Raw genomic sequence first — 20,788 nt, forward strand, 5'->3', positions numbered from 1 at the left:
CGGCCTCAGGCCGCGTAGCGCTGCCCCTCGCCGCCATAGTAAATGACGTACCGGGCCGCGATCTCCTTCACCGGCATCACGATGAAGACGTCGACGGTGCCGAACTGGTGGTCGATGACGCAGCCGTCGCCGACCCGTGCGCCAACCCTGAGATAGCCCTTGATCAACGGCGGCATGGCGGCGAGTGCCGACTTCATGCTGACAGCCTCGGGCGGCATGAGATCCATCGAGCAGTAGCGGCTCGCCACGGCGCGGATGTCCCAGTCTGACGTGGTCCGGCAGTTCTGCGCCAGGAAAGACAGGGCCTCGGCATGTGCCGCCGGCACGACGCCGTGGAACGAGGCACAGCCGGTCATGACGCCGACGTTGTGTTGGTTGATATAGGCCCAGATGCCCTGCCAGAGAACTTCGATCGTGCGCTTGGAGCGGTATTGGGGCAGCACGCAGGAGCGGCCAAGTTCAAGGAACCGCTGGCCCGGATGCCGGGCGATCAGCTTCTTCAGCTCGAATTCGTCATCGGAGTAGAAACCGCCGGCCTTGTTGGCCGCTTCCTGACTCAGTAGCCGGTAGGTGCCGACGATCTGCCTGTGGCAGGGGCCGGGGAGGGCGGTGTCGAAAACCAGCAGATGGTCGCAAATGAGGTCGAAGCGGTCGGCGTCGCGTCGCTCGGTAGTATCGAGTTCTGCGCTGTTGGCGCCGAGTTCCTCGTAGAAAACGCGGTAGCGGACTTCCTGGGCGGCGGAGATTTCGTCGAGACTGCGCGCCAACCGGACCTCTAGGCTGCCGATCCGGCCAAGCGGAGCGCCGGCATCGAAGCGGCTCACCGCATTTCTATCGACCGCGGCCGGCGATAGGGCCTGATGGATTTCACGCTCCGGCAAGGCTGCACGCACAGGTGATTCTCCTTCGAGCCATCCCTCATGGCGCCGGGGATACGGACGGAGTGCAACAGGATTGTGACACTAGCTTGCTCGCCGGGACCGGGCAAGACAGCGGACTGTAGCCGGCTCAGCAGGATGACAACGACATCGGTTCGGGGCGTATGTGCCCGGAGTCGTGACGGTGTGGACACGGCCTTAGGCCGCGGCGCGTTCTTCCACCAGGCGAACCAGCGCATCGGGATCGAGCGGCTTGGTCACGAAGCCGCTCGCGCCATGAGCGAGGATGGCATGACGGGTCTTTTCCTGGCTGTCGGCCGAAAGCACCATGATCGGAATCGGCGGGGAGCCGACCTCCTCCTCGTAGCGACGAATGGCGGCGATCGCGTCGAGACCGTCCATGACCGGCATGTGCAGGTCCATCAGAACGACGTCGTAGGGGCGCTTGCCCCCGGCACCAGTTACCGCCTCCACCGCTGCCTTGCCGTTGCCCACGACGTCGACTCGGTGACCGGCCTTGAGCAATGTCGAACGCGCCAGCATGGCGTTGATCTCATTGTCCTCTGCGACCAGTACCGAAAGTCCTGGCAACTGTCCGCGCCTGCGCGCCGGCTTGATGCCGGGCTCTCTTGCGGGCTCGACCGACGCCTCCTTCGTGGCCAAAGCAGACAGCAGCACGCGAAGCAGCGTCTCGCCGCGCACCGGGCGCGCGAGGAACGTCGAATAGCCGCTGGCGCGGAACTCACCAAGCATGCCGCGATCGGTCGGCGCTATCATGGTGATGGCGTTGGCGGCGTTGAAACCGGCTTGGCGAAGCCGCTTGAGCACGCGACCGTCGGCCTTCTCGATCGCCGCGTCGACCAGCAGCGTCTTGCAGCCCTGCGCCATCGTGGAGGCCTGCGAGACGGAACTGGCAATGGCCACGCTGCCACCATAGGCATGGATCGTCATGGCGATGGCGCGCGCCTCGACGAGGTTCTTTGACAGTACCACCACCTTCTGCCCGGCCAGAATCTTGCCGCGCTCCTGCGGCGCTTCCGTGGCGCTGACCGCCGGAATCTCGAAGACGAAGTCAGAGCCTTCGCCGTGCTCGCTGGTGACCGACAGCGCGCCGTTCATCGATTCGATCAGCCGCTTGGAAATGGCGAGGCCGAGGCCGGCGCCGCCATGGACGCGGGTGGACGTACCGTCGGCCTGCTCGAATTCCTGGAAGATGCGGTCCATCTCCTGCGGCAGCAGACCTGGGCCGGTGTCGGCGACAGAGAAGCGTATCCCGCCGGGGTTGGAGCCGACCCGGGTGATTGTCAGCAGGATGCCGCCGGTATCGGTGAACTTGACCGCATTGCCGAGCAGGTTGAGCAGCACCTGCCGGACGCGCCCGGGGTCGGCAGTGATCAGGCGCGGCACCTCTGGCGCCACGTGGCAGCCAAGGCCGATCCCCTTGGCGAAGGCCTTGGCGGCGAGGAGTTCGACAACATTGTCGGCGATCTCGCGGGGCGACATGGGCTGCGGTTCGGCGTCGAAGCGGCCAGCCTCGATCTTGGAATAGTCGAGCAGGTCCTCGATCAGCGCGAGCAGAGCGCTTGCCGAGGTTGATACGGCACCGACATAGGTGCGCTGCTCCGGCGAGAGCTCTGTGTCGGCGAGCAGCTTGGCCATCCCCATGATGCCGTTCATCGGCGTGCGGATCTCGTGGCTTACAGTGGCCAGGAAGCGCGACTTGGCCTGGCTGGCGAATTCAGCGCGCTCGCGCGCGTTTATCAACGCCGTTTCGGCGCGCTTGCGCGGTGTGATGTCACGCGCGATCGCGCGGTGCGAGACGTCGTCGCTTGCCTTGTCGCGCACCGAAAGCTCGATCCAGGAGAACCAGCGTGGCCCGCTGGCGCTGCGGATCTCGACGTCGGTGGAACTCAGGCACTCGCCTTCCGAGAAGGCGGCGTCCGGCACCACGCCGACGTCGATGCCGATCTCGGCCAGCGTCAGGCCGACCAGCTCGCGCTGATCCATGCCGACAAGCTCTGCAAACACCCGGTTGGCGTAGACGATGCAGCCGTCCCGGTCGCGGTGGACGACGAGATCGCCGAGCGCGTCGATGAGGCCGCGGAACCGCTCCTCGCTCTCCTGCAGCTCCCACATCCGGTCGGCAATGTTCTCGATCTCGGCGCGGCTGCGGGCGACGCTTTCCGAGAGGATGAGAGCGGCGCGACCTTCGGCCTTCAGAGCCCTGGCGAACAGGACGATGCCGGCAATGCCGGTAACCAGCAGGCTGACGACCAAGAATCCGGGAGCGCCCGTCAACCGGGCCACGCCGGCCAGCATCAGAACAGCAACTATGGTGGCGAAGGACAGGAGGCGAGGCACGCGTTTGGGCAATACCGGAGCAAGCGGAGGCGGCGCCATGATGCGCCGGTTCACCGCTCCGCCAACCGGCCTTGCGGTGCCAGAATGCGCCTGCGGTTTCGCCCTGCTGTCAGAGTCCACGATCATGCGCAAACACTTGGCAGAGAGAGATTAGGGAAGCTTTTGGAGGAAAGATCGCATTTTAGCGGATCGGCTGGGAGCCAGCCGATCCGCCATGTGGCAAATCACATTTCGACGACGACGCGGCCGCGGATCTTGCCGTCGACGATATCGCGCGCCGAGGCGATAATATCGTCGAATCCGATCGTTCTGGACAGTGCGGACAGCTTGGCGTGATCGAGCTCGGTGGCGATGCGCCGCCAGGCCTCAAGCCTCATCGCGCGCGGTGCCATGACGGAATCGATGCCGAGCAGCGAGACGCCGCGCAGGATGAAGGGCGCGACGCTGGACGGCAGGTCCATGCCGCCGGCGAGGCCGCAGGCGGCGATTGCGCCACCGTAGGAGGTCATCGACAACACGTTGGCGAGCGTATGGCTGCCGACCGCGTCGACGCCCGCTGCCCAGCGCTCCTTGTTGAGCGGCTTGGCCGGGCCCGACAGTTCGTCGCGCTCGATGATCTCGGAGGCCCCGAGTTGCTTCAGGAAGTCGCTCTCCTCGGGCCGTCCGGTCGAGGCGATTACGTGGTAGCCGAGGCCGGAAAGAAGCGAGATGGCCACGGAGCCGACGCCGCCGGCGGCACCCGTGACGATTGCGGGCCCCATGTCTGGCGTGATGCCGTGCTTCTCCAGCGCCATGACGGACAGCATGGCCGTGTAGCCCGCCGTCCCGACGGCCATGGCATCGCGCGCGCTCATGCCGGCCGGAAGCGGTACCAGCCATTCGCCCTTGACCCGGGACTTACCGGCAAACGCGCCGTGGTGCGTCTCGCCGGTGCCCCAGCCGTTGAGGATCACCTTGTCGCCCGGCTTCCAGTCGGCGTTGTCGGATGCGACTACCGTGCCCGCGAAGTCGATACCGGGAACCAGCGGGAAGCGCCGTACGACCGGTGCCTTGCCGGTGATCGCGAGGCCATCCTTGTAGTTGATCGTCGTCGCTTCGATGGCAACGGTGACGTCACCCTCCATGAAGTCGGCTTCACCGAGTTCGGTGACCTCGACGGATTGCTTTTTTTCCGCATCGCGCGAAATCAGGATTGCCTTGAATCTGTCGCTCATCTTCTTTTTTCCTGTTTAGGGCTGCAGATTGGAGTGCCGGCCGAACGCGGTCAATCGGCCGAAGGTCGATCCTTGTCGTCCTGCCGTGACCAGCCGAGGAACTCGTCGGCGAGCACGATCAGGGCGCCGATGGTGATGAAGGCGTCGGCCAGGTTGAACACGGCAAACGACCAGACGGGCGTGTGGAAGAGGATGTAGTCGATGACGTGACCATGCAGGGTGCGGTCGATGATGTTGCCGATGGCCCCGCCCACGATCAACGCAAAGCCCAGCCGCGCAAGGACCTGCCCGGGCTCCGTGCGGCTCGCCAGATAGAGCACGAAGGTAATGACGGCGAGAGAAAGGACGATCAGGCCCGTGTCACCGAAGGAGGAGAACATCGAGAAGGCGACGCCGGTGTTATAGGTGCGAAACAGCGCGAGGAAGGGCAGGATGTCTACCTGCTCGTGCATGACGAGCCCGGTCTCGACAAGATGCTTGATCCACTGGTCGAGCGCCACGGCGACGGCGACGACCAGCGTATAGGACATGAGCGGCTTCAAGCGTCGGCCTCCCCATCGCCGATGGCAAGCGCACCGCGCCGGACCTCGTAGAGCATGACCCCGGTGGCAACCGCGAGATTGAGCGAATCGGCCCGACCCGCCTGCGGGATCTTGAGCAGCCGATCGCACGAGGCAGCGAGGTCTTCGGGCAGGCCTTGCTGCTCGTTGCCCATCAGGAGAAGCACCGGGCGGCCCGAATAGTCGACCGAGCGGTAGTCGACCGCGCCCTTGAGATGCGTTCCGGCCACCAGGCCGGGAAAACCCTTCCGCCAGGCAAGGAAGGCCTCTGGCGAGGCCTTTGCGACCGGTACGGCGAAGATCGATCCCATCGTTGCGCGCACCGTTTCGAGCGAGAACGGATCGGTCGTCTCGCCGACGAGGATGACGCCCTTTGCGCCAACGGCGTCGACGGTACGGATGACGGTGCCTAGATTGCCGGGATCGCGGACCCGGTCGAGGGCGACCCAGACGTCGTCGTTGCCGGGTCTGACGTCGCCGAGTGCGGTAAGGCGCTGTGCGAAGACGCCCACGACCGCCTGCGGGTTGTCGCGGCGGGTGATCGCAGTCAGGATCTTCTCGCTGACCTCCAGCACGGTACCGCCGGAGGCGACGGTGCGCGCGGCGATCTTTTCGATGGCGGCATTGCCGCGCGCCGCCTTGGCATAGACCAGCGTGCGGATCGACCAGCCGAGTTCGAAGGCGTCGATGATCAGCTTCAGTCCCTCGGCCATGAAAGCGTGCTGCTGGTCGCGGTACTTCTTCAGCGCCAGGGACTTGATGTCCTTGATCAGCGGATTGGCAAGGCTGGTTATTTCCTTGACCTGGCCCGGCGCGCCGCTGGCACGATGCTCGCTCATGAGGCCACCCAGCGCGAGAAGAGCGATGTCGAGAGGGCACGGCCGGCCGACTTCTCGCGGATGATCAACTCCCCGGATTCGACGGTTCCACCCATGCCGGCGAAACTGTCGCGCATCAGCGCGTGGATGGCGAAGAAGGAGGCGCGGATGGAATAGGCCGTCAGCACGACAGCGAGCGGCTTCGGCGTCAGGATTCGGCGGCAGAGATCGGCCAGTGCCGGCAGGTCGGCGAAGAGCTGCCAGACTTCGCCCTTCGGGCCGCGTCCATAGGCCGGCGGGTCGAACAGGATGATGTCATAGGCGCTGCCGCGGCGTTCTTCCCGCTCGGCGAATTTCATAGCATCCTCGCAGATCCAGCGGATCGGCTTGTCCTGCAGGCCGGCTATGGCCTGGTTTTCGCGGGCCCAGCCAATTGCCTTCTTCGAGGCGTCGACATGAGTGACTTCGGCGCCTGCACGCGCGGCGACCAGCGAGGCGACGCCCGTGTAGCCGAAGAGGTTCAGCACCTTCACCGGACGTCCGGCCTTTTCGATCAGCCCGGCCATGTGATCCCAATGCGAGGCTTGTTCCGGAAACACGCCGACATGGCGGAACGAGGTGAAGCGGCCGAGGTAATGGATGCCGTCGTGGCGCATTGGCCAGGTCTCGCCGAGCGGCGTGCCGGGGAACCGCCAGCGGCCAAGGCCTTCCTCTTCGGTGTCTCCGGTGAAGATCGCGTCGGCATTCTGCCAGTCGCGCTCGGGCAGGGCGCGCAACCAGATCGCCTGGTTCTCGGGGCGGATGATGCGGTAGGCGCCGTACTGCTCGAGCTTCTGGCCGTCGCCGCTATCGAGCAGCGCGTAGTCGTCGTTCGGCTTGACCTCGAGGATGAGGGGCAGCCGTTCGGCCGGCAAGGGTGCGTCGCGGCGCTTCAGCGTGGCCGGCGGGTGCGGCGCCTGCCGCGGTTCGTCGGCGTCAGGGCGCGCCTGCGCGGGTCTTGCCTGCGGCTTGGGCGCGCCGTGCTCGCGACGACGGTCTGGGCGTTTGGCGCGCTTCTGGCTCAACGAGACGGCTCTCCGGCGGGGGTGCTGGCTGCTTCTGCCATAGGCCAGAAGTCGGCGCAACAAAGCGCCGAACCTGCTACGGCAATCGATGGTCAGGCGGCAGTGGGTCGCAACGCCTTGTAGACCGCGATGCCGGCGGCGAGATCCTCGAGTGCGGCGCCGACCGACTTGAAGAGCGTGATATCGTCCCTCGTTTCGCGGCCGGTCTTCTGACCGCGCGCAAGCTCGTGCAGGTCGGCAACGATATGGTCCGGGTCGATGACCTTGGCTCTTAGGGGCTGCACGATATCGCCCGCTTCCTTGCTGGCGCCGGCGCGCGTATCGACGAAGACGCGGGCGCGCCGCACCGCCTCGTCGTCGCTCTCGCGCATGTCAGGCGTGAAGGCGCCGACAAGGTCGACATGCACGCCGGGGCGCAGCAGCGCGCCCTTGACGAGCGGTTCGGTCGAAATGGTCGCCGACGAGATGATGTCGGCCCAGCCCTGCGCCTCATCGAGGTCGGTGGCTACCGAGACCGAGACGCCGGGAATTTCGAGTGCGGCCGCCACCTTTTGGGCATTGGCTGGTGTGCGGTTCCATATCCGTATCTCGCGGATCGGCCGCACAGCGGCGTGCGCATTCGCAAGAAAGGGCGCAAGCGCACCGGCGCCGACGATCAGCAGGCGCGAGGCATCTTCGCGCGCCAGGTAGGTTGCCGCGAGCGCCGATGCACAGGCCGTGCGCCACTGCGTCAGCCGCTGTCCATCGATCAGCGCCCGCGGCTCGCCGGTTGTGCCGTCGAGCAGGAGATAAAGACCCATGACGGCCGGCTTGCCGATGCTGTTATTGTTGGGCGACACGGTGACGACCTTGACGCCGATATAGCCGTCCTTCGAGGTGCCCGCGGCCTGGAAATCCGACCAGGCCGGCATGATCAGCAGCGTAGAGGCCGCGCCGTCGGGCCGTTCGATCGTGTGATGATGGCGCACCGGCTGCACCGCGCCGGCCGAGAAGGCCTCGCGCAGCGTCTCGACCAATCCCGGAAAGGTCAGGGCGCGGTCGATATCGTCCGCCGAAATGGTCAGCATCTGTGGAACTCCGCCGGCCGCCGCCGGACTGTTGCTAGGGATGCGGCAGCGCGACCTGGGAAGGAGCCTTGTCGCCGGGCGCCCGCGCCGCGGCTTGGCGCAGCATGTCTGCCTCCTGGCTGCGGTGGCGCGCCATCTTGCGGTAGCGGCCCTGCTTGAACCAGGTTGCCAGGCTGCCGACGATCATGCCGATGCCGACCGCGAGGAACAGCAGTACGAACAGCGGCAGTTGCATGGTCAGCGCAGGATTGCCCGGATTGAAGGGATCGAGCGTGAAGGCCACGGGATTGCGATTGGCCACGGCCAACGCCACCAGGATGATGGCCAGGGGGACGACGATCGCAATCAGCACAAATCGGTTCAGCATGTTTTCTTCCGGTAGCTTTGGGGCGGCAGTCTCACTTGCTGCCGTTCAGCCGTTCGCGCAATTCCTTGCCCGTCTTGAAGAAAGGCACCCATTTCTCCTCGACCTCGACCGATTCCCCGGTGCGGGGATTGCGGCCCGTGCGCGCCGGCCGGTTCTTGACCGAAAAGGCGCCGAAGCCGCGAAGCTCTACACGGTTGCCATCGGCGAGTGCATCGGTGATCTCTTCGAAGATGGCGCCGACGATGTTCTCGACGTCGCGCAGAAACAGATGCGGATTTCGTGACGCAATGAGCTGCACGAGTTCAGATTTAATCATAGGAGCGATCCCCGCCACAATCACAGACTGAAGAATATGCGAATGATTTTATTGTCTTTTTTTATCGCTGCTGGTGACCCCGGCTAAGGGTGCCAGACGGATACGAGACCGTCAAGGAACAAGCGTTCGGCGCCAAGTTCGTTCAAAATGGTAGCGCTGTCTTCCGGAATGCCGAGCAGCCGGGCGACGGCCGCCACTGCCTGCGGCAAGGGAAACAGCGAGCTGTCGTCCTTCTGCTTCCACTCGATGACCTTCAATTCGGCGTCGACTCCCTTGGTTTCCAGCCATCCGATCGCCGCGCTCTCGCCGCCGAGTTCGTCGACCAGCTTGTTCTTCAGCGCCTGACGACCGGTGAACACCGAGCCGTCGGCGAGAAGCGCCACTTCGGCGGCCGACAGGGGCCGGCGTTCGGCCACCAGTCCCTTGAACCAGTCATAACTGTCGAGGATCATTGCACGCAGCATGGCGCGTTCTGGCTCGGTCGTCGCGTTGAAGGGCGAAGGCTCGGCCTTGAGGGGAGAAGACTTCACTTCCTCGAGCTTGATGCCGACCTTTTCCATCAGGCCGGTGACGTTGGGAAACTGCACGAGAACGCCGATCGAGCCGATAATCGACGATTTCCGGGCGACGATGTGATCTGTCGCGCTGGCGATCATGTAACCTGCTGAGGCGGCCAGCGTGCCGACCTGGGCGACCACGGGTTTTTCGGCGGCAAGCAGGCGTACCGCCTCGAAGATGGCCTCACCCCCGGCAGTGGTGCCGCCAGGCGAGTCAACGGCAAGGATCACGCCCTTGACAGCGGGCGCCTTGCGGATCTTCTCCAGACGCTCGAGCAGTTCGTCGTCCTCGGTGATCGTGCCCTCGATGCGCACTTTTGCGATGTGGTCGGCAGCCAGTCCGCCGAGGCCGTCGCGCATCGTCCATGCCGCGGCGGCCGCAAGGCCGACTGCAACGATGCCAAGTGCCGCAACCCGCCAGAAGGTGAGCTTGCGCCGCAGTCGGCGACGGTCGATCAAGTCGTCGGCCCGCATGGCCATGTCGAGTGCTCCCGTGCTGAAAATCCGTCGCGTTTTAGAGCATGCGTTTCTCCACCGCCACCGCTTTCATCTGTCGCCAATGCTGCGTTCCCGCAAGACGGGCTGGTCAAACTTCCCAAAATAACCATATTGGGGTGCAAATCGCATGCCTGTAAGATTTCGTGATGTGCTGGCGGCTTGGGCACGAACGCGAGCTCGGGCGGAACTCTAACCGAAGTGGACCGCAGAGAAGGTCCATCAATCATGGTGCCCCCGGCATCATCCAAGGCGAACTGGATATTCGGTACCCGATGGGCGGAGCGATCTGTCCGTCGTTATCGGACGAAGGCAGACGGAAGGCGGGCGCGTTGGCGCAAACGATCGGTACGACTGAAGATCAGGCGGAGCTGTCCATGGCGTCGATGCACCGGACAGTCCGGTCACGCACGGATGCGTTCGGCCGTGCCGCGCGCCATTCGCGCAATGTCCGGCGTCTGAAGTTCGTGCTGCCGGTCGCCGCGGTATTGCTGGCAGCCGGTTTCATTTCCATGTCGATGATGTCGGCACCGCCGGCGGTGAAGGTCGTGGAACAGGGCACGGACGTTGCTGACGGCAAGCTGGTGATGGCAAATCCGAAACTTGAAGGCTTCACCAAGAAGGGCCTGCCCTATTCGATGATTGCCGGGCGCGCATTGCAGGATTTCGAGGAACAGGGCATCGTCACGCTTGAGGGCATCGATGCCAAAATGCCTCTGAACGAGGACAACTGGGCCCGCGTTCAGACTGAGAGCGGCGTCTTCAACCGCATCGAGAACACGCTTGAGGTGGATACCGCTATCACGGTGACGACGAGCGATGGCCTGATCGCCAAGTTGCAGTCCGCCTTTCTGGACATCAACAATGGCAACTTGAAAACAAGTCAGCCCGTCGATATTCAATCCAATGGCTCAACGATTACCGCAGGGTCAATGGCAATTCTCGACAATGGCAATCGCGTTATCTTCGAAACGAAGGTCCGCGTGAACATTGACCCGGACAGAGTAAAGGCTGCTGAGGCGGCCAGGAGAGACACCGATGCGTCCAACTAGGTCCCATGTATGTCTTGCGGCGCTGCTGGCGCTTGGTTTCAGCGCGGGTGCGGCGCAGGCTCAGGCCGAGAGCGAGAGCCGCATTTCCGGCCTGCGCCTCAATGGCGGAGAGCCGATCGCCATCGAGAGTGACAAGCTCGAGGTCCGCGAGGAAGACAACATCGCGGTCTTCACCGGCAATGTCGCCGTGACCCAAGGCCCGACCCTTCTCAAGGCAGGACGCATGACGGTCCATTACGCCAAGGACGGCGGCTCGGCCGCAACCGGTTCGTCGAACATCGAGAAGCTCGAAGTCGACGGCAAGGTCTACGTCAAGTCGGACAACCAGGTCGCGACGGGCGATTCCGGCGTCTTCGACATGAAGACGGAAGTCCTTGTCATGTCGGGCAACAAGGTGGTGCTGTCTGAAGGCAGCAACGTCCTGACCGGTTGCAAGCTGACCGTGCAGATGAAGACCGGCCGCGCCCAGGTCGACGGCTGCTCGGGTCGCGTCCAGATGAAGATCGATCCGAAGTCCAAGAAGTAATGGACAGTCAGCCGTCCTTCTTCTCGCGCCTGTTCGGCACGCGCGGGCCGGCAGCGCCTGCGATCCGCAGAAGTGACATCGCGGCCTTCAAGGGCACGCTGATCGCCAAGGGGCTGACCAAGAGCTACAAGGGCCGCAGGGTCGTCAACGGCGTTTCGCTCGGTGTCAGGGCCGGCGAGGCCGTCGGCCTGCTCGGCCCCAACGGGGCCGGCAAGACGACTTGCTTCTACATGGTCACAGGCCTCGTGCCCGTCGACCAGGGGACTATCGAGATCGACGGTTTCGACGTTACGTCCATGCCGATGTACCGCCGCGCGCGGCTTGGCATAGGCTACCTGCCGCAGGAAGCCTCGATCTTTCGCGGCCTGACGGTAGAGCAGAACATCCGCGCCGTGCTCGAAGTCGTGGAAAAGAGCCGCAAGCAGCGCGAGATCGATCTCGATGCCCTGCTCGAGGAGTTCCACATCTCGCATCTGCGCGCCGCGCCGTCGCTGTCGCTGTCCGGTGGCGAGCGTCGCCGCCTTGAGATCGCCCGGGCACTCGCCAGCCGGCCGCACTACATGCTGCTTGACGAACCCTTTGCAGGCATCGACCCTATCGCCGTCGCCGACATCCAGCAGCTTGTTCGCCACCTGACCCAGCGCGGCATCGGCGTGCTGATCACCGACCATAATGTCCGCGAAACGCTTGGCCTCATCGACCGCGCTTACATCATTCATGCCGGCGAGGTGCTGACCCACGGCCAGGCCGACGAGGTGGTGGCCAATCCCGACGTCCGGCGCCTCTATCTCGGCGAGGGTTTCACGCTTTGAGGCGAGCCACTCCCGTTTTCCACCCCTGGACGGATCGAAAACCATTCTATCGACCCCAATAACCCCCCGGTAAGCGGTCCCTGCTAGTCATTCGCCTTGACAAGCAAAAGCCGGGCCAGTTTTTATGACCGGTCGCATAATTGTCACCTGGAGCCTCTCGCTGCCGGGGTGACGGTTGCACGGGGATGTATCGGGTAATGGCGCTTTCCGCCAAATTGCAGCTTAGGCAGTCGCAGTCGCTGGTCATGACGCCGCAGCTGATGCAGTCGATAAAGCTGCTGCAGATGACGCATCGCGAGCTCGAGCAGTTCGTCGACGAGGAGATCGAGCGCAACCCGCTGATCGACCGCGCCGAGCCGCGCGACGATGCGGCCACCGATCAGTTGCAGAAGAGCAGCAGCGATCAGGGCGACGACGACTGGCAGGACGGAGAGCCGGCCTGGACGTCCAAGGCGATGGCCGACAAGCTCGACAGTTCGCTCGAGAACGTTTTCCCGGACGATCCGGGCACGGGCGAGCGCCTCGGCCCGGACCTGACAGCACAGTGGAAATCGGCCGGCAGCGGCAGCAGCGGCAATGCCGGCGGTTCAGGCGATCCGTTCGACATGGACGACATGGCGGCCAGCGCCGTCACTCTGCGCGACCATGTCGGAGAGCAGATCGCCTTCGCTTTCGCAGAGCCGGCTGCCCGTCTGATTGCGCGCGAACTGACCGACAACCTCGACGAAGGCGGCTACCTGCGGGCAGATTTCGCCGACATCGTGGAGCGGCTGGGCGTCGAGGTCGAAGAGATCGAAAAGGTGCTCGCCATCTGCCAGACATTCGAACCAGCGGGAATATTCGCCCGCGACCTTGCCGAATGCCTGGCGCTGCAACTGGCGCAGCGTGACCGGCTGGATCCTGCAATGCAGACGCTGCTCGGCAACCTCGAAATGCTGGCACGCCGCGACTTTTCCGCGCTCAAGCGCCTGTGCGGGGTCGACGAGGAAGACCTTCTCGACATGATGGCCGAGATCAGGCTGCTCGACCCGCGGCCCGGAACCGGCTTTACCGGCGGTCACACGGACGCCATCGTCGCCGATGTCGAGGTGCGCGCCGCAAGTGACGGCAGCTGGACCGTCGAGCTCAACCCCGAGACGCTTCCCCGCGTGCTTGTTGACAACATCTATTTCGCCCAGGTGTCGGGCCAGGCCAAGAACCCGGCGGAGCGCGATTTCCTGTCCGAGTGCTTGCAGAACGCCAACTGGCTGACGCGCAGCCTCGACCAGCGTGCCAAGACGATCCTCAAGGTGACATCGGAAATCGTAAGGCAGCAGGACGCCTTTCTGGTCCATGGCGTGCGCCACCTGCGCCCGCTCAACCTGCGCACGGTTGCTGACGCCATCGGCATGCATGAATCGACGGTCAGCCGCGTAACCGCCAACAAGTACATGCTGACGCCGCGCGGCGTGTTTGAACTGCGCTATTTCTTCACGGTCTCGATTGCCGCATCGGGCGGCGGCGACGCCCATTCGTCGGAATCGGTGCGCGACCGCATAAAGCAGATGATCGACGAGGAGCGGCCCGCAAATGTGCTCTCCGACGACGCGATTGTGGATATGTTGAGGAAAAGTGGCATCGACATCGCGCGTCGGACCGTGGCCAAGTATCGGGAAGGCATGAGCATTCCGTCCTCCGTGCAGCGCCGCCGCGAAAAACGGGCCCTGGCGACCGCCGGACGCTAATTCTGCGCCCGATTCCGCCCTGCCCAAGCTTCATTGACATTCCCCGATGAAGTGACTAGAAGCCCGCCCGCATGGACAGGGCAGATGGCCTGACTGTTGAAGGCGCCGTCCGAAACGGCTTGTTGATCAACCAGAAAGTTCGAACCGTAAATCGGCCTGGGTGCCGCTGCGAAGCTTGTGTGCATCCGCCACGAGTATAAACTCTCGGACATCCAGAGTCTGAACAGGGAAGGTCGATAACAAAATGAGCCTGCGGATCTCGGGTAAGCACATGGACATCGGCGATGCGTTCCGTACGCGCATCGAAAGCCGGATCGGCGACGCGGTCGAAAAGTACTTCGACGGCGGCTTTTCCGGGCATGTGACGGTGGAAAAGTCGGGATCTCGCTTTTCGGCTGACTGCGTCATCTTCCTGGACAGCGGCATGGACCTGCAGGCTGCAGGCGAGGCCTATGATCCTCAGGCAGCCTTTGAGGCTGCTTCCGACCGAATCGAGAAGCGACTCAGGCGCTACAAGCGCCGCCTGAAGTCATATGATTCGGCCGCAAACGCCAATCTCAAGGAAGACATGGCTTATCGGGTGATGGCGCCTGTGGCCGACGAGGATGAGGAGGTGCCGGAAGACTTCGCACCCGCCGTCGTCGCCGAATCAACGCTGTCGCTGCGTACCATGTCGGTGGCGAACGCCATCATCGAACTGGACACGAAGGACAGCCCGGTCTTTGTATTTCGCAACGCCGGCAACAACCAGGTCAATATCGTCTACCGCCGCGGCGACGGAAATATTGGCTGGATCGACCCGTCAACGGCCTTGTCGGCCTGACGAAAATGCGTCTCCCGGCGATGGCCGGAAAGACCACGAGGATTTTTGCAATGGATCTCAGTGATCTCATCGAAGTTCCCGCAATCATGCCAGCGCTGAAGGCCAATTCGAAGAAGCAGCTTCTGCAGCTTCTGGCCGAGCGCGCATCAGCCATTACGGGCATTCCGGAGCGCGAAATCTTCGACACGATCTTGCAGCGCGAGCGCCTGGGTTCGACGGGCGTCGGCAACGGCATCGCAATACCGCACGGCAAGCTTGGCGGAGTCGAGCAGATCAGCGGTGTTTTCGCGAGGCTGGAAACGCCGATCGACTTCGAGGCGCTGGATGATCAGCCGGTCGATCTGGTGTTCTTACTTCTCGCCCCGGAGGGAGCCGGGGCGGATCATCTGAAGGCTTTGTCGCGTATCGCCCGCGTGCTGCGCGACGCGGATACGGTGGCGAAGGTACGCGGTACCCGTGACGCCACCGCCATTCATGCGTTGCTGTCAGAGACCCAAGGGTCGAAAGCAGCCTGAATCGATGCTTGCGGTCAGACCAGCGGGGCCTGACCGGCCCCGGTCAGTGAATGCTGACCGGCGTAAGGTCGTTTTCGAACGCTCCGGCGATCGCGCGTTCACGAGCGTCGGACAGCAGGATCGGCTGTCCATTGGCTGCAAACAGCGCCCAAAGCTTGGTGTTCGGGGCGATTTCGGGCAGGTTCGGGAACTTGCCCATCAGCTCGTCGCTGCCGATTTCGCGAAGATAGGCCACCGTGCCCTCGCCGAGATGGGCGAGGTCAGACTGCGTGAAGGTCTGGGTTTCGTCACTATGGGTCATGCTAGCCTCCAGTTTGCGGGGCGTCATTCCGACCGACCCGCCATCGAGCCAATATTTCGGAGCAGGACGAGATCAGTCTTTCACCGAAATGTTTATTTTTTGTACCAGCTTCTGCGGTTCTGGTCGGTCGAGATCAATCGCCAGCAGGCCGTTCTTCAGTTCAGCGGCCGTTACCCGCATTCCATCCGCCAGCACGAAGCAGCGCTGGAACTGTCGCGCAGCTATTCCGCGATGCAGATAGTCCCGTTCGGTTTCGTCGGTCTGCCTTCCCCGCACCACCAATTGGTTCTCCTCGGTTGTGACTTCGAGGTCTTCCTCGGCGAACCCTGCCACCGCCAGCGTAATTCTCAACTGCTGTGCGGTTCCATCGGTTCCATGCAGTCGTTCGATATTGTAGGGCGGATAGGAATCGCCGGTCTTGGACAGGCGTTCGAGCGTCTTTTCCATGGCATCGAAGCCGAGCAAGAGCGGACTCGAAAAAGGCGTCATACGGCTCATCGTTACGGTGTCCTCTGCGAGCGACATAATAGCGAAAGACCCGAAAGGCATCTTTCACACTGACCAGAGATATGGTTCCAGCCAAACTCAACTTCAAGCCTTTTCAGACGCCGCATTACAAGGAAACATCATGCCTTCCTCCATGCCCATCATCATCGACACCGACCCCGGCCAGGACGACGCAGTCGCCATTCTGCTGGCCTTGGCGAGTCCCGAGATTGATGTGCTGGGCATCACCGCGGTCGCCGGCAACGTGCCGCTCAGGCTGACCGAGAAGAATGCGCGGAAGATCTGCGAACTCGCGGGCAAGCCGGAAACGAAGGTTTTTTCCGGCGCCATACGCCCGATGGTGCGCCAGCTCGTCACCGCCGAGGAAGTGCACGGCAAGACCGGCCTCAACGGCCCGCAGCTGGCCGAACCGACCATGCCCCTGCAGGCGCAGCATGCCGTCGACTTCATCGTGGAGACGCTGATGCGCGAGGAAAGCGGCACGGTGACGCTTTGCGCTCTCGGCCCGCTCACCAATGTCGCACAGGCGCTTAACCGCGAGCCCAAGATCGCGCCGCGCATCAAGCAGATCGTGCTGATGGGCGGCGGTTTCTTCGAGGGCGGCAATGTGACGCCGACGGCCGAGTTCAACATCTATGTCGACCCGCACGCCGCCGACGTGGTGCTGAAGTCCGGCGTTCCAATCGTCATGATGCCGCTCGACTGCACCCACAAGGCGCTGACAACGGCCAAGCGGACGGCGGCCTTTCGCAACCGCGGCACCAGGGTCTGCGTCGCGGTGGCCGACATGCTCGAATTCTTCGAGCGCTTCGACGAGCAGAAATACGGCACCGACGGTGGGCCGCTGCATGATCCCTGCGTGATCGCCTGGCTGCTGAAGCCGGAGCTTTTCTCCGGCCGTTTCTGCAACGTCACGGTCGAGACCGCCTCCGAACTGACCATGGGCATGACGGTCGCCGACTGGTGGGGCGTCACCAAGCGTCCGAAGAACGCTACCTTCATGCGAGACATCGATCACGAGGGATTTTTCGAGCTTCTGATCGAGCGAATCGGCCGACTCTAGGCGGCTGCCTCGTCCGAAGATGCCGCGGCGATGACGCGACATCCGTTCAGGATATTCCCAGAAGAATTGCTGCTGCGTTTCCAGACGTGGCGGCGGCAATAGCATATCCCGCGTCTGACGAAGTGTTTCGCTCGGTTGAGAAACGTGTGGACCAGTCACGGAACTGCCCGATCCCTGCCTCAATTGTTGCCTTAGTCGCCCGCTAGCAACGCCCGCGAGTTAGGACGGAGAGTTTTCAAGGATGATGGGTATGAAAGCCGCAATGACTGCGGCCGCGTTGACGGCTGTACTTTTTTCGGGCGCGACGCCCGCTTCCGCCCAGTGCGGCAGTGCCTCCTGGTATGCGCTCTATTCGCAAACGGCATCGGGCGAGCAGATGAACCCGGCCGAACTGACGGCCGCGCACCGGACATTGCCGTTCGGCACCAAGCTGAAGGTTACCAATCAGCGCAACGGCAAGTCCGTCGTCGTGCGCATCAATGACCGCGGGCCCTTCATCAAGGGGCGCATGATCGACCTGTCGAAGGCGGCTGCCAAGAAGCTCGGCTTCATCGACAAGGGCGTCACCAAGATCTGCATGGCCAAGGCCTGATCGAACGTCAGAGGAGCCTGGCTGCGGCGGTTGCCGCCATTGCATCGGCCAGGTCTAGACCCCATACCGAGCGGCAGTAGTCGCGGAAATCGAAGCAGGGCAGGCCCGGACAGACCTCGAACTCGATGAGGTGTACGGTGTCGTCCGGCTCGACCCTGAAGTCGGCAGAATAGACGTCGCGCAGGCCGAGCCCGCTCATCATGCCGGCCGCAATCTCGCGGATCTTCTGTGCCGCTCCGGGCTGGCTGTCAGCGACGGCAACCAGCACCGGTTCGCGGTACCTGCCGTCTGCGGCCGCCTGGCTGCCGGTTTCGCCATAGAGCGCCATGCTGTCGTCCATTGTCTGGAAGTCGTTGCCGGAATCGACGAAGAAGATGCCGAGCGCCTCGATGCCTGCGCCAGGCTCGACGCCGAGGAAACTCGCCCGCACGTTTCGGCCCGGGACATAGGGTTGCACGACCACGCTGTCGCGATAGGCCGAATGGACACGTCGGCTGAGATCAAGCGCGTCATCAAGCGCGTCGGTGCGCGAATCCGGCCAGATGCCGATCTTGGCGCCAAGCCGGTTGGGCTTGACGAAATAGCCGCGCGCCGAGGTTGGCGGCTCGACCAGCCATTGCCCGTCGTGGGCGAGCCCCGCCGGAGGAACCGGCAGGCCGAGCGCGGCGAGCACCGCGCCGGAGCGGAACTTGTCCTGACAGAGCGAGAACAGGGAATCGTCGGCACCGAGCGTTCGCAGTCCGTTCAGCCGCGCCAGCATCGGTCCCGCGCTGCCGCGGAAGTAGGCGATCCCGTCGGTCAGGGTCCAGACGAGTGTCGGCTGCACGGAGTGGCGCGCAAGTGCCGCCGGCGCGTCGTCGAGCGCGACTGCCTCGAAACCCAGTCCACGCTCGTTGCAAGCCGCACCGATGGCGCCGAATTCGGGCGCGAGATCAGTCGATTGCGCGAGGTACGACGAGATTTCCAGCGCCTGTCGTTCGGCGAACCCATCCTGCCTTAGCCGCGCGCGGCAGGCCTCCTCCGGTTCATAGACGAGGACCAGTCTGGGCCTGTTGTTGCTCATGTGCGCAAACCTCTGCTCTCAGATGGCGACGCGCGGATCAAGCCGGCCGTTGACCGGCAGCTCGACCAGGAATGTCTTGCCGGCATGCGGATCGCCAGCACGGGCGCCGGCATCCATGTCCTGCCAGGCCGAGGTCACGGCGATGCGATCGGCTCTGGGACCGACGAAGACAGGACAGGTGGTCTGCCGCGCCGGTATCGCGACCGACCTGACACGCCTTCCGTCCGGTGCATAGGCATCAAGGCTTGCCGCGCCCCAACGCGCGTTCCACAGGACGCCATCGGCATCAACCACCGATCCGTCGAGGCCGCCGGTGCCACCGCTCTGATCGAAGAACACTGACGGTTCGCCGATCGGCAGTCCCGAGAGCGGATCGCAGTCGACCCGCATCAGGAGATTGAGGTCGGTGTCGGTAAAGTAGGCGGTCGCGCCGTCGGGCGAGAAACATATCGAGTTGGGAATGGTGATGCCGGCATAGAGCGTGCGAAGCTCGCCGCGAAAATACCAGTAGATCGCGCCCGCCTTCTTTTCCGCCCTCTTGCCCATCGTGCCGACCCAGAACGCACCCGACGGATGCACCCGGCAATCATTGGAACGCGTGACCGGATTGTCTGCCTCGATCGCCCTGTGCGGGGTGATCTCGCCCGAACGGATATCGCGTACATGCAGTCCGGTCTCTGTGGCGAGGAGCTGGCGGTCGTCGTCGATCCCGGCCAGCGCGCTCGTCATCTCCGGCAGGTTGTGGACCTTGACGCCGCCGCCCGGCATCGGCTTCTCGAGCAGTATTCTGCCGGTGATGTCGAACCAGAACAAGGTTCCCGTGTTCGGGTCGTAGGTCGGACCTTCGCCGAGCTGGCAATCGATATCGGACAGGATTGAGACGGGTGTGTTCACGTATCGGCTTCCTCAAAGACTTTGTCCCGGGGCGCCGCCGAACTACCGCTCGGCCCCGGTGCGCTCGCCAGCAAGAACTTCACCGCCGATGCGCCCGAGGCCGTGCGCATGGCGTGGGCGCCTGTACCCACGGCCCCTTCTGCGTTCGCACGGGCGCCGTGAAAGCGGCAAGCATCGTCTGGTTCATAGGTATCCCCCGTCGACGACCAGCGTCTGGGCCGAAACCATGCGTGCGGCATCGGATGCCAGGAAAAGGCAGGGGCCCACGAGGTCGTCTGGATACATGACCTGATGGATACTCTGCTTGTCGACATGCGCCTTGAGGGAAGCCTGGGTAACCCAAAGCTTGCGCTGGCGCTCGGTAATGACCCAGCCGGGCGCCACCGCATTGACCCGGATACCGTCATTGCCGAGCCTGCCTGCAAGTCCCTTGGTGAGGCCGATGATGCCGGCCTTTGCGGCCGTGTAGGACGGCATGTCAGGGTTGTTCATCATGAAGGAGGTCGAGGTGAAGTTGATGATCGAACCCTTGCCGGCCTTTTTCATTCCCGGCGCCACGGCCTGCGCGGTGAAGAAATGCGGGCGCAGGTTGATCGCCTGGTTTTCATCCCAGAAGTCCGGAGTCACCGCGTCGACCCTGTGGCGCTGGTCATAGGCCGCGTTGTTGATCAGCACGGTAATCGGCCCATGCGCCTCGGACGCAGCGGCAACCGCTGCCCGCAGAGCATCAATGTCACGCAGGTCGGCGTTGAGATAGAGAGGCCGTCTGCCGGCGGATTTCTCGACGCGGTAGCAGAGTTCTCGGCTCGGCTCGTCGGCGATGTCGATGAAGGCGACCTTGCTCCCCTGCAGGGCAAATCCTTCCGTAAGGGCGGCGCCGATGCCGCTTCCGCCCCCGGTGATAAGGACAGAGGCGTCTTCGAGGTCTGAAAATTTCGCTGAAGGTATCACCTGAAAATGACCTCCCTGAATGCTTGCCTGCCGGTGCAGGCACAACGTATCGGCGAAGGTGCGGATCAGGGCAAGGGCCGTCTCCAGCGATTTTTTGCGGCCGGGTACGTTGAGAACGGAGGCGTACTGCTCCATCTATCCGCCAACCAGGTGCTTGCGTGCAGGAGCGACAAGTGCTTGCACCCTATGGAGAATTGACCGTCTTGGCCTGGCATGGTCAAAAGCCGGTCGATTCCGAAGGCCGTATTCCGTTCACTGGAGCCCAATT

23 protein-coding genes are annotated in these 20,788 nt (G+C 63.5%); 8 read left to right on the forward strand and 15 right to left on the reverse strand.

Annotated elements, in window-relative coordinates:
- Positions 1 to 5 precede the first annotated feature (5 nt).
- The 10 genes from olsB to sppA all read right to left on the reverse strand — a co-directional run bounded on the left by olsB (position 6) and on the right by sppA (position 9,682).
- Positions 6 to 824: a l-ornithine N(alpha)-acyltransferase gene (olsB, locus tag ACT2BZ_RS10595; protein ID WP_457941272.1), complete on the reverse strand. Its 819-nt coding sequence runs from the start codon at positions 822 to 824 to the stop codon at positions 6 to 8.
- Between the two features lie 252 nt (positions 825 to 1,076).
- Positions 1,077 to 3,365, reverse strand: a complete 2,289-nt coding sequence (locus ACT2BZ_RS10600; protein WP_457940931.1) for an ATP-binding protein — start codon at positions 3,363 to 3,365, stop codon at positions 1,077 to 1,079.
- A 98-nt stretch (positions 3,366 to 3,463) separates the two neighbouring features.
- Positions 3,464 to 4,453 carry an acrylyl-CoA reductase (NADPH) gene (acuI, locus tag ACT2BZ_RS10605; RefSeq protein ID WP_457940933.1) on the reverse strand — a complete coding sequence of 330 codons (990 nt, stop codon included), beginning with the start codon at positions 4,451 to 4,453 and terminating at the stop codon, positions 3,464 to 3,466.
- A 50-nt stretch (positions 4,454 to 4,503) separates the two neighbouring features.
- Positions 4,504 to 4,995 (reverse strand): signal peptidase II, encoded by a 492-nt coding sequence (gene lspA / locus ACT2BZ_RS10610; protein ID WP_457940934.1) that lies wholly within the window; start codon positions 4,993 to 4,995, stop codon positions 4,504 to 4,506.
- On the reverse strand, positions 4,992 to 5,852 hold the full coding sequence (locus tag ACT2BZ_RS10615) for a TrmH family RNA methyltransferase (protein ID WP_457940936.1): 861 nt from the start codon (positions 5,850 to 5,852) through the stop codon (positions 4,992 to 4,994). The genes lspA and ACT2BZ_RS10615 overlap by 4 nt, the downstream gene beginning before the upstream one ends.
- Positions 5,849 to 6,895, reverse strand: coding sequence for a class I SAM-dependent methyltransferase (locus ACT2BZ_RS10620; RefSeq protein ID WP_457940937.1), 1,047 nt, complete (start codon positions 6,893 to 6,895; stop codon positions 5,849 to 5,851). The genes ACT2BZ_RS10615 and ACT2BZ_RS10620 overlap by 4 nt, the downstream gene beginning before the upstream one ends.
- A gap of 92 nt (positions 6,896 to 6,987) precedes the next feature.
- Positions 6,988 to 7,962 (reverse strand): bifunctional Delta(1)-pyrroline-2-carboxylate/Delta(1)-piperideine-2-carboxylate reductase, encoded by a 975-nt coding sequence (lhpI, locus tag ACT2BZ_RS10625; protein ID WP_457940938.1) that lies wholly within the window; start codon positions 7,960 to 7,962, stop codon positions 6,988 to 6,990.
- A 34-nt stretch (positions 7,963 to 7,996) separates the two neighbouring features.
- Positions 7,997 to 8,329, reverse strand: coding sequence for a LapA family protein (locus ACT2BZ_RS10630; protein WP_457940939.1), 333 nt, complete (start codon positions 8,327 to 8,329; stop codon positions 7,997 to 7,999).
- Between the two features lie 31 nt (positions 8,330 to 8,360).
- Positions 8,361 to 8,645: an integration host factor subunit beta gene (locus tag ACT2BZ_RS10635; protein WP_457940940.1), complete on the reverse strand. Its 285-nt coding sequence runs from the start codon at positions 8,643 to 8,645 to the stop codon at positions 8,361 to 8,363.
- 83 nt (positions 8,646 to 8,728) lie between these two features.
- A complete protein-coding gene (gene sppA, locus ACT2BZ_RS10640; RefSeq protein ID WP_457940941.1) occupies positions 8,729 to 9,682 on the reverse strand; it encodes a signal peptide peptidase SppA in 954 nt (317 codons plus the stop codon).
- 290 nt (positions 9,683 to 9,972) lie between these two features.
- On the opposite strand from sppA, the gene lptC reads away from it, so the two are divergent.
- The 6 genes from lptC (at position 9,973) to ptsN (ending at position 15,149) form a co-directional block, all read left to right on the forward strand.
- Positions 9,973 to 10,749, forward strand: coding sequence for an LPS export ABC transporter periplasmic protein LptC (gene lptC, locus ACT2BZ_RS10645; protein WP_457940942.1), 777 nt, complete (start codon positions 9,973 to 9,975; stop codon positions 10,747 to 10,749).
- A complete protein-coding gene (locus ACT2BZ_RS10650; protein ID WP_457940943.1) occupies positions 10,736 to 11,275 on the forward strand; it encodes an LptA/OstA family protein in 540 nt (179 codons plus the stop codon). Before lptC ends, ACT2BZ_RS10650 begins: the two co-directional genes overlap by 14 nt.
- Positions 11,275 to 12,087 carry an LPS export ABC transporter ATP-binding protein gene (lptB, locus tag ACT2BZ_RS10655; protein ID WP_457940944.1) on the forward strand — a complete coding sequence of 271 codons (813 nt, stop codon included), beginning with the start codon at positions 11,275 to 11,277 and terminating at the stop codon, positions 12,085 to 12,087. The genes ACT2BZ_RS10650 and lptB overlap by 1 nt, the downstream gene beginning before the upstream one ends.
- Positions 12,088 to 12,284: 197 nt before the next feature.
- Positions 12,285 to 13,811: an RNA polymerase factor sigma-54 gene (gene rpoN / locus ACT2BZ_RS10660; protein ID WP_457940945.1), complete on the forward strand. Its 1,527-nt coding sequence runs from the start codon at positions 12,285 to 12,287 to the stop codon at positions 13,809 to 13,811.
- 244 nt (positions 13,812 to 14,055) lie between these two features.
- Positions 14,056 to 14,634: a ribosome hibernation-promoting factor, HPF/YfiA family gene (gene hpf / locus ACT2BZ_RS10665; protein WP_457940946.1), complete on the forward strand. Its 579-nt coding sequence runs from the start codon at positions 14,056 to 14,058 to the stop codon at positions 14,632 to 14,634.
- Between the two features lie 50 nt (positions 14,635 to 14,684).
- On the forward strand, positions 14,685 to 15,149 hold the full coding sequence (ptsN, locus tag ACT2BZ_RS10670) for a PTS IIA-like nitrogen regulatory protein PtsN (protein WP_457940947.1): 465 nt from the start codon (positions 14,685 to 14,687) through the stop codon (positions 15,147 to 15,149).
- A 43-nt stretch (positions 15,150 to 15,192) separates the two neighbouring features.
- Here the strand turns inward: ptsN and ACT2BZ_RS10675 are convergent, their stop codons facing one another.
- Both ACT2BZ_RS10675 and ACT2BZ_RS10680 read right to left on the reverse strand, forming a co-directional pair.
- On the reverse strand, positions 15,193 to 15,450 hold the full coding sequence (locus ACT2BZ_RS10675; protein WP_457940948.1) for a BQ00720 family protein: 258 nt from the start codon (positions 15,448 to 15,450) through the stop codon (positions 15,193 to 15,195).
- 72 nt (positions 15,451 to 15,522) lie between these two features.
- Entirely contained in the window at positions 15,523 to 15,948 is a 426-nt protein-coding gene (locus tag ACT2BZ_RS10680) for an Hsp20 family protein (protein ID WP_457940949.1), read from the reverse strand.
- A 130-nt stretch (positions 15,949 to 16,078) separates the two neighbouring features.
- On the opposite strand from ACT2BZ_RS10680, the gene ACT2BZ_RS10685 reads away from it, so the two are divergent.
- Positions 16,079 to 17,020, forward strand: a complete 942-nt coding sequence (locus ACT2BZ_RS10685; RefSeq protein WP_457940951.1) for a nucleoside hydrolase — start codon at positions 16,079 to 16,081, stop codon at positions 17,018 to 17,020.
- Positions 17,021 to 17,270: 250 nt separating this feature from the next.
- Positions 17,271 to 17,612 (forward strand): septal ring lytic transglycosylase RlpA family protein, encoded by a 342-nt coding sequence (locus ACT2BZ_RS10690; RefSeq protein ID WP_457940952.1) that lies wholly within the window; start codon positions 17,271 to 17,273, stop codon positions 17,610 to 17,612.
- Between the two features lie 7 nt (positions 17,613 to 17,619).
- Here ACT2BZ_RS10690 and ACT2BZ_RS10695 read toward each other — a convergent pair whose 3' ends face one another.
- From ACT2BZ_RS10695 to ACT2BZ_RS10705, 3 genes are all read right to left on the reverse strand, one after another.
- On the reverse strand, positions 17,620 to 18,675 hold the full coding sequence (locus tag ACT2BZ_RS10695) for a D-alanine:D-lactate ligase-like protein (protein WP_457940953.1): 1,056 nt from the start codon (positions 18,673 to 18,675) through the stop codon (positions 17,620 to 17,622).
- Positions 18,676 to 18,693: 18 nt separating this feature from the next.
- Positions 18,694 to 19,569, reverse strand: coding sequence for an SMP-30/gluconolactonase/LRE family protein (locus ACT2BZ_RS10700; protein WP_457940954.1), 876 nt, complete (start codon positions 19,567 to 19,569; stop codon positions 18,694 to 18,696).
- 183 nt (positions 19,570 to 19,752) lie between these two features.
- A complete protein-coding gene (locus ACT2BZ_RS10705; protein WP_457941273.1) occupies positions 19,753 to 20,520 on the reverse strand; it encodes an SDR family NAD(P)-dependent oxidoreductase in 768 nt (255 codons plus the stop codon).
- Positions 20,521 to 20,788 lie beyond the last annotated feature (268 nt).

It is taken from the genome of Mesorhizobium sp. 10J20-29 (assembly GCF_054130485.1).

Coding starts and splice junctions, on each gene's coding strand:
- ACT2BZ_RS10600 (WP_457940931.1), bottom strand. CDS start 3,365: ATGATCGTGGACTCTGACAGCAGGGCGAAACCGCAGGCGCATTCTGGC.
- acuI (WP_457940933.1), bottom strand. CDS start 4,453: ATGAGCGACAGATTCAAGGCAATCCTGATTTCGCGCGATGCGGAAAAA.
- ACT2BZ_RS10615 (WP_457940936.1), bottom strand. CDS start 5,852: ATGAGCGAGCATCGTGCCAGCGGCGCGCCGGGCCAGGTCAAGGAAATA.
- lhpI (WP_457940938.1), bottom strand. CDS start 7,962: ATGCTGACCATTTCGGCGGACGATATCGACCGCGCCCTGACCTTTCCG.
- ACT2BZ_RS10630 (WP_457940939.1), bottom strand. CDS start 8,329: ATGCTGAACCGATTTGTGCTGATTGCGATCGTCGTCCCCCTGGCCATC.
- ACT2BZ_RS10635 (WP_457940940.1), bottom strand. CDS start 8,645: ATGATTAAATCTGAACTCGTGCAGCTCATTGCGTCACGAAATCCGCAT.
- sppA (WP_457940941.1), bottom strand. CDS start 9,682: ATGGCCATGCGGGCCGACGACTTGATCGACCGTCGCCGACTGCGGCGC.
- lptC (WP_457940942.1), top strand. CDS start 9,973: ATGGGCGGAGCGATCTGTCCGTCGTTATCGGACGAAGGCAGACGGAAG.
- ACT2BZ_RS10650 (WP_457940943.1), top strand. CDS start 10,736: ATGCGTCCAACTAGGTCCCATGTATGTCTTGCGGCGCTGCTGGCGCTT.
- lptB (WP_457940944.1), top strand. CDS start 11,275: ATGGACAGTCAGCCGTCCTTCTTCTCGCGCCTGTTCGGCACGCGCGGG.
- rpoN (WP_457940945.1), top strand. CDS start 12,285: ATGGCGCTTTCCGCCAAATTGCAGCTTAGGCAGTCGCAGTCGCTGGTC.
- hpf (WP_457940946.1), top strand. CDS start 14,056: ATGAGCCTGCGGATCTCGGGTAAGCACATGGACATCGGCGATGCGTTC.
- ptsN (WP_457940947.1), top strand. CDS start 14,685: ATGGATCTCAGTGATCTCATCGAAGTTCCCGCAATCATGCCAGCGCTG.
- ACT2BZ_RS10675 (WP_457940948.1), bottom strand. CDS start 15,450: ATGACCCATAGTGACGAAACCCAGACCTTCACGCAGTCTGACCTCGCC.
- ACT2BZ_RS10680 (WP_457940949.1), bottom strand. CDS start 15,948: ATGAGCCGTATGACGCCTTTTTCGAGTCCGCTCTTGCTCGGCTTCGAT.
- ACT2BZ_RS10685 (WP_457940951.1), top strand. CDS start 16,079: ATGCCTTCCTCCATGCCCATCATCATCGACACCGACCCCGGCCAGGAC.
- ACT2BZ_RS10690 (WP_457940952.1), top strand. CDS start 17,271: ATGAAAGCCGCAATGACTGCGGCCGCGTTGACGGCTGTACTTTTTTCG.
- ACT2BZ_RS10695 (WP_457940953.1), bottom strand. CDS start 18,675: ATGAGCAACAACAGGCCCAGACTGGTCCTCGTCTATGAACCGGAGGAG.